The following is a 12,173-nucleotide window of genomic DNA, read 5'->3' as shown; positions in this document are numbered from 1 at the left end:
TAGCTTTCTGGTGAATGATTAACACAATTGATATTCCGGAGTGCTCATCACATCAATGGTGACGGTTTTAATATATCCTTCCCGGGAACCGGTGTCGGCATATTTCTCCAACAATGCTTTTTTGATATTACCGGGTTGCTGCAACAACACACCGGCGATTTCGTCTGCCAGATTTTCTCTTGGGATATCGCTGTAGCCCTGTATATAAGGGTCCCAGTTAATCCGTGCATTGACTTTTTTGGCAAACTGTCTTTTCAGAAAATCATTGATCTGCAAGGTCATTTTATAATTACCGCCATCGCCCATTTCCGGCGCGATCTCTTTGGGGCGGATATTCAGCACCTGAGAATACAGGATCACCTGCGGTATGCGTAACCGGAACATCAGGCTGGAACTGTCTATCCAGGCGCGGCCTCCCGGCCAGCCAGCCACATTGGGCGGGTAAAAAAGCACCTGCCCGAGGATGCGCTGAAATGCTATCATCAGTTCTTCCTGCTCAAAAGCCATCGGAATGGTTCTACGAATACCAATCAGCAGCTCCACCGGCGACTTGATACGGTTGCCGATGTATTTACTGTCATAAAACCAGTCAGACATGAATATCTCCTGCATCAGCGTTTTGATTTCGTAACCAGACTGATAAAACTTATCGGATAAAGACTCGATCAGTGCCTGGTCCGGAGTATCGTCAACAAAATATCTGAATATCTTGGTGGTGATATAAATGGCCGTCTGTCGCTGGTCCAGCAGGATCTTCAGCACATCGTCACCATTATAGTTCCCTCGTTTGCCCAGGAGGACTTTTTCTCCGTCATCGTGTTGTTTTTCTCGGAACACAAATGTGCCATTGTCATCGAAGCCCCATCCGGTAAAGGCACGGGCAGCCTCTTTGATATCTGTTTCACTGTAATGGCCGCGGCCCATAGTGAACAGCTCCATTACTTCACGGGCAAAATTTTCGTTGGGATGTTGTTTACGGTTCTGCTGATTGTTGAGGAACTGCAACATGGCCGTGGACTTGGAAACGGCGCTCAGCAGGTCGCCAAAGTTACCAAGTGCATTTTCGCGGATAACACTGATCAGTTGTTGATTGTATAAGACATCCTGTGTACGGCAGGCAAAATGGCCATGCCAGAAGAGACTCATTTTTTCACGGAGCGGATGTTCGCTTTTTTCCATCATGTTCAACCAGGCCACATTAAGATCTTTGATACCCTGGGTATTCATTTCCCTGACGGTTTTCTTTTGTTCTTCCGTCATGTCCCGGAAACGTTTGTAGTCCGGCAGGTCGGTGGCATTGATCACATCAACAGACTCCAGTTCTGCACGTTTGGGACCTATCAGTACTTTATTCACAATTTCCTTCCGCCTCCTCTTTTCCCATTCGGTGATCACGGGCAAAGTTTCCCCGAAGCCGGCACGCCAGGCTAGATGTTGCATTTCTACTTTCTTGGCAACTACAGGCATACGTAAATAGTTTAATGTAAGACTGTGTTTTGCCCATCAGGTTTAACGAAATATCCAGACCGGATAACAGCTGCCTTTCTCAAAAACGGAGCCTTCTATTGGCAGTGTCATGAACGCATCCGCCAGCAGCAGGCTTGCCAGATCTCCGGAACCGTGATAAGGTTGTGGGAAAGCACCCATAGTACCATCGGGCAACGATTGTAATTTAACAGGGAGGTAATATTCGAGCGAAGGATTGAAGATAACCTGCTCCTGCAGCACCGCATATACCGGAGCTGCTTCTTTAGCCCCCATGGCAGCTTTCAGCCAGGGCTGCACATAACGGTAAAAACACATAAACCCTGATACGGGATTTCCGGGTAAAGCGAATACTACCGGGCCATCTTTGAAAGTGCCGAACAGGAAAGGTTTTCCGGGCCTTTGCTGCACTTTATGGAAAACCTGCTGCATCCCCAGCTGCTGTAACACCGCAGGCAGGTAATCATATTTCCCAGCCGATACTGCACCGGAGCTGATCCACACATCCGTTTCGGGCAACAGGGATTCCAATCGGCTGATCATTTCCGTTTGATCATCACTCAGGTGTATGTATTGTGCGCTGATACCGCATTGCTCAAGAGAAGCCATCAGACTGTAGATATTGGAGATGCGCACCTGATGCTCTTCCGGTGTGGCATCTACCGGTACCAGTTCATTGCCGGTAGCGATCACGACTACACGGGGAAGGCGCGCCACTTCCACCTGTGTTTTACCTACTGACGCCAGTACGCCTGCTTCTGCAGGGCCCAGCAACGTACCAGGCTGCAACAGCACAGCACCCGCTTCCACATCGGAGCCTTTGCGATGTACATTTTGTCCCTGTTTCACTTCTCCGCTGATGGTGAAACGGCGGAAACCTTCATGATCACTAACATTCAGCTGTTCATAGGGTATTACGGTATCTGTCAGTTCCGGCAGAATGGCACCGGTCATCACCTCTATACAGTTGGCAGTGCTGGAAAGCTGCAGGCGGGGAGTACCTGCAGCCTGTATATCTTCTACCCCGAAGATCTGTTGCCCGCGTGCATAACTGTCGTACAGGATGGCAATGCCATCCATCGTAACCCGGTCGAAAGGAGGAAAGGGCCTGTCTGCTTTTACAGGCTCACGCAATACCCGGCCGGTAGCAGCTTCAAAAGGCAACATCTCGGTGCCCATATCCCGCACGGTTTGTAATACGGCTCTGAACGCAGCAGCAACAGTCAGCATCATTTTGTATTATTTTTGTAAAGGTGAAGATGATTAAATTTATGATATTATGTCCAATCCATCAAGCAGCGATTTTACCCATCTCGATTCTTCCGGTCAGCCGGCGATGGTAGATGTAAGCGGAAAAGGTGTCACTTATCGTGTAGCCGTTGCCGAAAGCCGTGTTTTTTTACCGGCACTGGTACGTGAACAGTTTAAGGACCATGATATACAAACCCGCAAAGGTGCTGTGTTTCAGACGGCCATCATTGCAGGGATCATGGCCGCTAAAAAAACGCCCGACCTCATCCCGCTATGCCACTCCCTGCTGCTGGACGGCTGTGATGTGCAGATACAACTGGAAGATGAAGAAGCCGTTATCCGCTGTACTGTAAAAACAACGGGAAAGACAGGAGTGGAAATGGAAGCCCTCACCGGCGCCAGTGTGGCGGCCCTTACCATCTACGATATGTGTAAGGCTTTCACCCACGACATGGTGATCCGCGAAACCCGCCTGATCAGTAAAACAGGTGGTAAACAGGATTATGAGAAGTAACTATGCGCTCTCAAAGGCGAAAAAAAGAAATGATACAGTATGATGGAAAACAATAATGCTCCTTTGAAAGGGCTGGTTTTATGTGGCGGGCACAGCACCCGTATGCAGGAAAACAAAAGCAGTATCCACTATCATGGTATGCCGCAATGGCAATACCTGATGGAATTATTACAATCATTTCAACTGGAAACCTATCTGTCCTGCCGGGTGGATCAACAACAGGATTTTGACAGCTATCCGTTGTTGATTCCGGATAATGTGCCCTATGGCGGACCTTCGGCCGGATTACTCAGCGCCCGGCAGTATCAACCGGGCACGGCCTGGCTGGTACTAGCCTGCGACCTGCCGCTGATCAGCCGACAAAGCCTGGAAATACTCATAAACGCCCGGGAAAAAGACTGCGCGGCCACGGCTTTCAAAAGCCCTGTAGATCTGATGCCTGAACCCCTGATAGCCATCTGGGAACCTGCAGGCCTCGACGCTTTACTGGAGAATGTGGCAGCAGGTAAAAACTGCCCGCGTAAAACCTTGCTCAATACAGGTATCCAGCTGTTAAACAACCGCTACTACGAAGAGCAGTACAATGCCAATACACCTGCCGAAAAAGCAGAAGCTGTCCGGCAGATCAGTTCCCAATCTCCCCATTCTCAAAAAACTCCTTCTTCCAGATAGGCACTGTTTCCTTTAATGTATCAATAGTAAATTCGCATGCGTCAAAAGCAATTCCCCGATGTGCTGAGGCAACAGCAATCACTACGGCAATATCTCCGGGATATTTGTCACCAATGGCATGTAATATCACCAGTTTGTGGATATCCCACTGCTCCTGTACCCTTGCTGCGATTTTATGCATTTCGCTGAGGGCCATCGCTTCGTAGCATTCATAAAACAATTTTGCTACGGCACGGCCTTTTGTATGATTACGTACTGTACCGGTAAAAATCACCTCCCCGCCGCATTCCGGTGCCTGAATAAAGTCCAGTGCTTCCTGCACGGTGACCGTATCTTTTATAGCTATTAAAGTATCCATTGTCACATTATAATTCTTCATCCTTTTTCTTCTATGAGAACCCTCATCCACCACTTACCGGCGGTATTACTGCCACTTCATCACCGGCATTGATCAACTGCGAATCAGCTGCATATTCCCGGTTGACGGCTATCATAAGGGAGCTGAGCTGTCGCAGCGGCGGATAGTTTTCATACAACCATTGTTTCAGGGCCGCCACATCAGTAACGGTAGCCGGAAAACTGATCATTGCGGCACCCGCAATATCTTTTGCTACTCCAAAAAGCAATAGGCCCATACTTTCAGATTTATTGGTTAAAACTACGATATAGCAGGGATAAAGTAGTACTTTTAGAGCAGCAGAAAATCATTTTCTATGAAGATAAGGATAAGAGGGAACAGCATCCGCTACCGGCTCGACAAAACAGATCTGGAGCTGTTGCAGGACACTGGAAAAGTAGAGTCTATCACACATATCGGCGCAACAACGCTTCACTTCTGCCTGCGGTCAAAAGAAATCACCGATCCTGTTATCAAAATGGAGCATGATGGTGTACACCTGTTGCTCCCATCTGAAAGGCTGAATGCCTGGTATGAGCCGGACCAGGTAGGCTTTGAACTGATACTGCCCAATTCTGACGGCTCCGAGTTGAAAGTGCTGGTAGAAAAAGACTTCCGGTGCCTCACCACCCGCGACGAAGACGACAGCCAGGCATTTGACAACCCTAATGCCGGGCAAAACTGCTGAGATAATGCTGACTGATGCCCATCATCGTATAATCGATTACGTTAGACTGTCGGTCACCGACCGGTGCAACCTCCGTTGCACCTATTGTATGCCGGAAAATATGCGCTTCGTGAAGTCTGATGCCCTACTCACAGACAGCGAAATCATCTCCCTGCTGCAAACATTAGCCAGTGCCGGCATTTCAAAAGTCAGGATCACCGGTGGAGAGCCTTTTATGCGACCCGGACTTATCAACCTGCTTTCAGCCATCAAAGCCATACCCGGTATAACGCAACTCGCCATCACCACCAATGGTGTACTTACCCGCGATTATATACCCGCCCTGCAACAACTGGGCATCACACATATCAATCTTAGTCTCGATACCCTGCAACCCGCACGTTTTCTACAGATCACCCGCCGTGATCAATTTGATGCGGTCATGCAAACGCTCGATAGTCTGCTGGCCCATCAGATGAAAGTGAAGATCAATGTAGTGGTGATGGAAGATGTGAATACCGACGAGCTGGTCCATTTCACTTCCCTCACCCGCGACCATGCGCTGTCAGTACGGTTCATTGAAGAGATGCCCTTTAACGGTCAGGGACATATGTTTTCAGGCATTACCTGGAACTACCGGACCATCCTCGATACTATCCATGAAAAATATCCCCTGCATAAACTGCCCGACCCTCCGCATGCCACCGCATTGCTTTACAGCATACCCGGCCATCAAGGTAATATAGGCGTCATACCTGCCTATAGCCGTACCTTCTGCGGCACCTGCAACAGATTACGTATATCCGCCATCGGTAGTGTCAAAACCTGCCTGTATGGCGCAGATACCATCAATGTGAAAGACCTGCTAAGATCAGGAACACCCCTGCTGCCGGCCTTGCAACAGGTATTACACCACCGCGCTGCCAATGGCTTTGATGCGGAAAAACAGCACACCCGCATTCCGGAAAGCATGTCTGTAATAGGAGGGTAGAAAACAATCTATTTGATCAGCATTCTCACACCAGCATATAAAATCAATACAGCCGTAGCACCCGCCACCCATCGGGGTTTCAGCACCCGGGCACTTAGCCTTGCACCTATCTGTCCGCCAACAACGACCGCCAGCAGGAGAGGGCCGGCAAATGCAGCATCAAATATGATCGCCTGTTTGGCTGCCTGCCCCAAAAGGCCGGCAATGGAATTAACAAGAATAAAAAAACTGCTGAGACCAGCCACATTCTTGGCGGTATCATATTTGCCCAACCGTAAGACAGGGGCCAGATAAATACCTCCGCCGATGCCGGTCATACCTGACAACAAACCTATACCTCCGCCGATAAGACCATAAAGCGTTCCGTTGCTTTCCCGCAGCGTCTCCGGTTCCTGGTTACGCTCAAAAAAAAGACGGTAACACATAAACACCGCCGCCAGCGTCAGTGCAAAGCCCAGCAACAGAAAAAAAGTTTCCTGCTTCAACGGCAGGTAACTGCCCGCAAAAGCCAGCGGTACACTCACCAGTGACAACTGCCAGGCCTTTTTAAGCGGCAGATGACCACTTTTATAAAAATGATACACACCGCCCGCCACCACTGCCACATTACACAGCAAGGCGGTGGATTTCATCAACTGAAAATCCACGCTCCACAAAGCCAGGATAGCCAGGTAACTGGAACCGCCACCAAAACCGGCGGCTGAATAAAGCAATGCTACCAGGAAAAAAAGGATACAGAGTTCTATGACCACTATTAATAAGTTTGCATCTGATCATCTATACTACAGGCCCACGCATGGATACCACCTTCCACATTATATACCTGTTTGAAGCCCATTTCTACCAGTCGTTGTCCGACAGCACGGCTACGCATCCCATGATGACACAATACTGCTACCGGTGCTTCCGGCTGCAGTGCGGCCACACGGCCCAATACCTGCCCCATCGGAATATGGATGGCTTGCGGAATATGGCAGATCTCCCATTCATCATCTTCTCTCACATCAAGCAATTGCAGGGCGTCGCCCTGTTGCAGCCAGCCATGCAGCTGCTGAACAGACAAGGACTGTAAATTATTCACTTCACATACGGTTTGCTGGTAGTTGCCTGCCAGGCGCTGTATCTGCCTGTTGGCCGCTACCGGGGTAATATTAAAAATCAGGTGGGTATTATGCAGCGTATCGATGGTCATCAGCTGGTTTTTGAGTGGTGTACCGATACCAGTAATCACTTTCACCACTTCATTAGCCTGATAACACCCAATGATACCGGGCAACACGCCCAGCACGCCGATCTCACTGCAGTTCAACATCTCACCGGCTTCCGGTGGTTCAGGGAATATACAGCGGTAGGTAGCTCCTCCCTGATAGTTGAAAACACTCAGTTGTCCTTCGTATTTATAGATAGCTCCGTAAACCAGCGGTTTACCGGCAATTACGCAGGCATCGTTGACAAGGTAACGGGTGCCAAAGTTATCGGAACAATCTACCACTACATCATAAGGCTGTATGATTTCCAGGGCATTATCTGTCGTGAGCCAGGTGTCATGTTGTACCAGCTGTACTTCCGGATTCAGCTGCCCAAGCCGGTCGGCAGCCAGTTGTATTTTAGGTTTGTCCTGGTCTGCAGTGGTATATAACACCTGTCTTTGCAGGTTAGTGACGGATACGGTATCATGTTCCACAATACCGATTTTACCGATGCCCATTGCTGTCAGGTATTGTAATACCGGCACTCCCAGGCCACCGGCGCCGATCACCAGCACTGAGGCCTGTTGCAATAAACGTTGTTTTTCCGGGCCGAAGCCTTCCAGTCTTGTCTGTCGGTCGTATCGTTGCATACAAAAAGTCTTAAGGACGTTAACAGGTTATACCTGGCGGTACATAGTCACCAGATCTACATACTGGCCATCGCGCAGCTCTATTCCGTTGGGCAGGCGGCCACATTCCTGAAAGCCAAAATTACGATAGAGGTGCATGGCCCTGTCGTTGGTAGCAAATACCTGCAGATAGAGTAGATGTATTTTTTTGTGCTGTTCAGCCCAGCGCAACATGGCAGTCATCAGGCGACGACCTATACCCAGGCCGCTCCAGGCACGTTCCACGGCAATACCCATTTCAGCAGTATGCCCTTTTTTGTTATACCCGCTGTGATTGATGGTGATAGAGCCTACCACCTTATCTTCCACTACGGCCAGCAGCATCAGCTGATCTGAATTACCCAGATAGGTTTTGATATAATCTTCCTCTGTTCGTTGGCTCAATTCCAGCGACTCCGCATATGTGAACAACAGGAAGTCGGTTTCCTGTGTCATCCGCTGAAAATTATCCAGCAGGCTGGAAGCATCTGCGGTAGTTGGCTGCCGGATAATAAGTTCAGCTCCGTTTGGCAAAAAGTGTCGCATGGTACGAAAATAAAAAAAAGCAGCCGGTTTACGGCTGCTCTTTATCATCAAATAACAGTCAGATAATTAATTGATCTTGTCTGCTCCGAAATAACTGTGCAGTACGGCTGGCAGTTGGATACCATCTGCTGTCTGGTTGTTTTCCAGCAGGCAGGCCATAATGCGGGGAAGCGCCAGGGAGCTGCCATTCAGGGAATGCGCCAGCTGAGGCTTGCCGTTTTGTTCTTTGAAGCGGATCTTCATACGGTTGGTCTGGAATGTTTCGAAGTTAGATACAGAGCTCACTTCCAGCCATTTCTGCTGCGCTGCGCTATACACTTCAAAGTCGTAGGTGATGGCAGCAGTGAAACTCATATCACCACCGCACAAACGCAGAATACGGTATTCCAGTCCCAGGTTGTTCAGCAGCTGCTCTACATGGGCTACCATTTGGTCCAGCGCTTCGTAAGACTTTTCGGGATGTACGATCTGTACGATCTCTACTTTGTCGAACTGATGCACCCGGTTGAGGCCGCGTACGTCTTTACCGTAGGATCCGGCTTCCCGGCGGAAACAAGGAGTATAACCGGTCATTCTGATCGGCAGGTCTGTATCTTTTACGATCTCGTCGCGGTAAATATTGGTCAGTGGTACTTCTGCAGTCGGGATCAGGAAGTAGTTATCGTCTTTAGCGTGGTACATCTGTCCTTCCTTGTCTGGCAGCTGACCGGTGCCGAAGGCAGAGGTTTCATTTACCAGGTAAGGAGGAGCATATTCTGTATAACCGTTTTCCAGGTTATAATCCAGGAAATACTGAACCAGCGCACGTTGCAGACGGGCACCTTTGTTTTTGAAAACAGGGAAACCGCTACCGGTGATTTTATTGCCCAGCTCAAAATCAATCAGCTGGTATTTTTTAGCCAGGTCCCAGTGAGGTACGGCGTCTGCTGGTAAAACAGGGGTGGTACCACCTCTGCGCACTTCCACGTTTTCTTCCGGGCTGTTGCCGGGAGGAACGATCGCTGCAGGCAGGTTAGGCAGTTTCACCAGGGTATCATGCAATGCTTTTTCGGTAGCATTCAGTTCATCATTTACAGGACCCAGCTTCTCTTTCAGGGCGTTTACGGCTGCCCTTTGCTGTTCTCCCTCTTCTTTTTTGCCCTGCGCCATCAGTTTACCGATCTCTTTGGAGAGACTGTTCACCTGCGCTTGTGTTTCATCGTATTCCAGGGTTAATTTCTTACGCTTGTCGTCCAGTGCCAGCACTTCATCTACCAAAGCCACTTCCTTGAAGTTTTTCAGGGCCAGGCGTTCCAACACCAGATCTTTATTTTGACGTATAAACGGTACTTGTAACATGTTGTATTAAAAAATTTTGCTCAAAGATAGAATTTAGCTGAGATATTTACCTACTATCGGCATCCTGCGGCCTACACCAAAGGCTTTGGAAGAGACACGGATAATAGGGCAGAACTGATTTCTTTTATATTCATTGGTGTTGACCATCTTTAAGGCCCGCGAAACCAAAGCGGAATCGAAGCCCTGAGCGATAATTTCTTTAGGACCCTGACGGCGCTCAATGTACTGGTACAGCAGTTTGTCCAGCACGGTGTAATCCGGCAGGCTGTCGCTGTCTTTCTGATTAGGGCGCAGCTCTGCAGAAGGGGCCTTATCAATGATGTTTACCGGTATAATCTCCCGCTCCCGGTTGATATAACGGGCCAGCGCATATACCTGCATTTTGTACACATCCCCCAGTACAGACAGGCCACCAGCCATATCGCCGTAAAGCGTGCCATAACCGGTAGACAGCTCGCTCTTATTGGATGTATTCAACAGAATATACCCGAATTTGTTGGACAGTCCCATCAGCAGGTTACCACGGATACGGGACTGAGTATTTTCTTCCGCCACATTAAAGGGCAGCCCTTTGAAATAGGGCTCCAGCGTGGTCAGGAAATTTTCATAGATATCGTTGATACGGATGATATCATAGGGATTGTTCAGATTTTTGGACAAAGCCACCGCATCGTCTACAGAATGATCAGTAGAGTAGGGGGAAGGCATCAGCACAGCCCTTACGTTTTCGCTGCCCAGCGCATCACAGGCGATGGCGAGGGTCACAGCGCTGTCTATCCCGCCGGAAGAGCCCAGGATCGCCTTTTTGAAGCCCATCTTACCGAAATAATCACGGATGCCCAATACCAGCGCATCATAGATACGATGGATGTTGTGGTCAAAAACCAGTTCGGTCAGCGGAGTAAATGCCTGCGTGGCCGCTGGTGCGACTTCCTGGCAGAGCAGATCTTCCAGGTCCATACCATCCATGGCTTCCGTGAAGTAAGGCAATACCTTCGCCACATTACCGGCAGCATCAAAAATCAGGGAACCACCATCAAATACGATCTCCGTCTGAGAGCCTACGGTATTGCAATAATACATGGGCAGCCTGTATTTGAGCACATTAGCCCGGATGATCTCTTTTCTGTCTTCATCATGATCATAATCAAAAGGGGAAGCAGAGAGATTGATCATCACATCTGGTTCCTGCGCCATCAGCACATCCATCGGACATACCCGGTACAGGGGGTTGTTGCCCAGGTTCCAGATATCTTCACAGATAGTTACAGCCAGTTTTTTTCCTTTGAACGGAATGATATTCCATTCGTAGGATGGTTCAAAATAGCGGTATTCATCAAAAACGTCATAGGTAGGCAGCAGTGTTTTGTGCACTACCTGTTTCACTTCTCCTTCATGAAGGAACCAGGCCGCATTAAAGAGGTCTTTACCTTCACGCTGAGGATTGCGTGCCGGGCCGCCTACCAGCACGGCGATATCTTTGGTATGGGCTTTAATCACATCAATAGCATGATAACATTGCCCGATAAAGTCTTCAAACTCAAGGAAATCACGGGGAGGATACCCGCAAACACACAACTCGGAAAACACCACCAGATCGGCGCCCTGCGCCTTTGCAGCATGAATGCCATCAATGATCTTCTGTGTGTTGTGTTCAAAATTGCCTATATGGTAGTTCTGTTGTGCCAGTATAATCTTCATACCCTGAAAAAATTTAAAAAATCAGCTGTTGCCTAGAAATATACGCCCAGCCGAAGTGCAAAGCTATTCATATTTACCTTACCATCATTCCATTTCGCATTGCGGGTCACATCCACAAAACCATTCTGATAGGTGACACCTACTATGCCGGTAAGGGTTTCGCCCAACGGATATTCAATACCGGCGCCGATGAGCATGCCAACGTTGATACGGTTCATTTCCGGCAGTATGTTCACTCTGTCAAAGGTTTGATTCAGGGAGATGATATCTGCCCTTCCGCTGACAGGGAATGCGAGGTAGGTACCGAATTGTCCCCACCAGTCGATATCATTATGCGAGGTCGTTTTTAACTTCAGCGCCAGTGGTATCTCAATGTAGGTGAGTTTCATATTGTATTCTGCCGGACTGGCTTTAAAATCGCCCAATCCCTTGCCGGCATCGTATTTCAGCTTGCTGCCACCCAGCACCACGTTGAAGCCCGAAGCCAGGGCATAGTTACCGGTTTCGTTCAGGTTAAAATCGGCCATCACGCCAAAAGCCAGACCCGCTTTAGCACTGTTGCGGTTCACACCTGATTCCTGTGGTTTCAGTATTGATATCATCGGGTCTAATTTAAAGCCCAGTCGCACTTTCTCCCGGAAAGTACGGTAACCGCTCTGCGCCATCCCCATCTGCACCATACCTATTGTCAATGCTAAAAGGAAAATCCTCTTCATATGATTCATTTTAACGATGAAATTACGAATTACATTA

14 protein-coding genes are annotated in these 12,173 nt (G+C 48.8%); 4 read left to right on the top strand and 10 right to left on the bottom strand.

Annotated elements, in window-relative coordinates; all coding sequences use genetic code 11:
* Positions 1-18: 18 nt before the first annotated feature.
* Both KD145_RS21975 and KD145_RS21970 read right to left on the bottom strand, forming a co-directional pair.
* Entirely contained in the window at positions 19-1,467 is a 1,449-nt protein-coding gene (locus tag KD145_RS21975; RefSeq protein WP_249219511.1) for a DUF1800 family protein, read from the bottom strand.
* Between the two features lie 42 nt (positions 1,468-1,509).
* On the bottom strand, positions 1,510-2,718 hold the full coding sequence (locus tag KD145_RS21970) for a molybdopterin molybdotransferase MoeA (RefSeq protein ID WP_212001674.1): 1,209 nt from the start codon (positions 2,716-2,718) through the stop codon (positions 1,510-1,512).
* A gap of 46 nt (positions 2,719-2,764) precedes the next feature.
* Between KD145_RS21970 and moaC the strand changes: the two genes are divergently transcribed.
* Together moaC and KD145_RS21960 are read left to right on the top strand one after the other, a co-directional pair.
* Entirely contained in the window at positions 2,765-3,250 is a 486-nt protein-coding gene (moaC, locus tag KD145_RS21965; RefSeq protein WP_212001672.1) for a cyclic pyranopterin monophosphate synthase MoaC, read from the top strand.
* Positions 3,251-3,289: 39 nt separating this feature from the next.
* Positions 3,290-3,922, top strand: coding sequence for an NTP transferase domain-containing protein (locus tag KD145_RS21960; RefSeq protein ID WP_249219509.1), 633 nt, complete (start codon positions 3,290-3,292; stop codon positions 3,920-3,922).
* Here KD145_RS21960 and KD145_RS21955 read toward each other — a convergent pair.
* Together KD145_RS21955 and moaD are read right to left on the bottom strand one after the other, a co-directional pair.
* Complete coding sequence (locus KD145_RS21955) at positions 3,876-4,280, bottom strand: molybdenum cofactor biosynthesis protein MoaE (RefSeq protein ID WP_212001670.1); 405 nt, start codon at positions 4,278-4,280, stop codon at positions 3,876-3,878. The two genes, KD145_RS21960 and KD145_RS21955, sit on opposite strands and share 47 nt — an antisense overlap.
* Positions 4,281-4,323: 43 nt before the next feature.
* A complete protein-coding gene (gene moaD / locus KD145_RS21950) occupies positions 4,324-4,557 on the bottom strand; it encodes a molybdopterin converting factor subunit 1 (protein ID WP_212001667.1) in 234 nt (77 codons plus the stop codon).
* Between the two features lie 78 nt (positions 4,558-4,635).
* Between moaD and KD145_RS21945 the strand changes: the two genes are divergently transcribed.
* Entirely contained in the window at positions 4,636-5,007 is a 372-nt protein-coding gene (locus KD145_RS21945; protein ID WP_212001665.1) for a hypothetical protein, read from the top strand.
* Positions 5,008-5,011: 4 nt separating this feature from the next.
* Positions 5,012-5,977 carry a GTP 3',8-cyclase MoaA gene (gene moaA / locus KD145_RS21940; RefSeq protein WP_212001663.1) on the top strand — a complete coding sequence of 322 codons (966 nt, stop codon included), beginning with the start codon at positions 5,012-5,014 and terminating at the stop codon, positions 5,975-5,977.
* A gap of 8 nt (positions 5,978-5,985) precedes the next feature.
* Here the strand turns inward: moaA and KD145_RS21935 are convergent, their stop codons facing one another.
* From KD145_RS21935 to KD145_RS21910, 6 genes are all read right to left on the bottom strand, one after another.
* Entirely contained in the window at positions 5,986-6,729 is a 744-nt protein-coding gene (locus tag KD145_RS21935) for a sulfite exporter TauE/SafE family protein (RefSeq protein WP_212001661.1), read from the bottom strand.
* A 2-nt stretch (positions 6,730-6,731) separates the two neighbouring features.
* Positions 6,732-7,817 carry a HesA/MoeB/ThiF family protein gene (locus tag KD145_RS21930; RefSeq protein WP_212001659.1) on the bottom strand — a complete coding sequence of 362 codons (1,086 nt, stop codon included), beginning with the start codon at positions 7,815-7,817 and terminating at the stop codon, positions 6,732-6,734.
* A 27-nt stretch (positions 7,818-7,844) separates the two neighbouring features.
* Positions 7,845-8,381, bottom strand: coding sequence for a GNAT family N-acetyltransferase (locus tag KD145_RS21925; protein WP_212001657.1), 537 nt, complete (start codon positions 8,379-8,381; stop codon positions 7,845-7,847).
* Between the two features lie 66 nt (positions 8,382-8,447).
* Entirely contained in the window at positions 8,448-9,719 is a 1,272-nt protein-coding gene (serS, locus tag KD145_RS21920) for a serine--tRNA ligase (protein ID WP_212001656.1), read from the bottom strand.
* A 33-nt stretch (positions 9,720-9,752) separates the two neighbouring features.
* On the bottom strand, positions 9,753-11,420 hold the full coding sequence (locus KD145_RS21915) for an NAD+ synthase (protein WP_212001654.1): 1,668 nt from the start codon (positions 11,418-11,420) through the stop codon (positions 9,753-9,755).
* 32 nt (positions 11,421-11,452) lie between these two features.
* Positions 11,453-12,136, bottom strand: coding sequence for a porin family protein (locus KD145_RS21910; RefSeq protein WP_212001652.1), 684 nt, complete (start codon positions 12,134-12,136; stop codon positions 11,453-11,455).
* Between the last annotated feature and the right edge of the window lie 37 nt (positions 12,137-12,173).

The organism is Chitinophaga sp. HK235 (genome assembly GCF_018255755.1).
In the GTDB taxonomy this organism is placed as follows: Bacteria; Bacteroidota; Bacteroidia; order Chitinophagales; family Chitinophagaceae; genus Chitinophaga.
The sequence above is the reverse complement of the archived record's forward strand: the minus strand, read 5'-3'. Positions and strand labels throughout refer to the sequence as shown.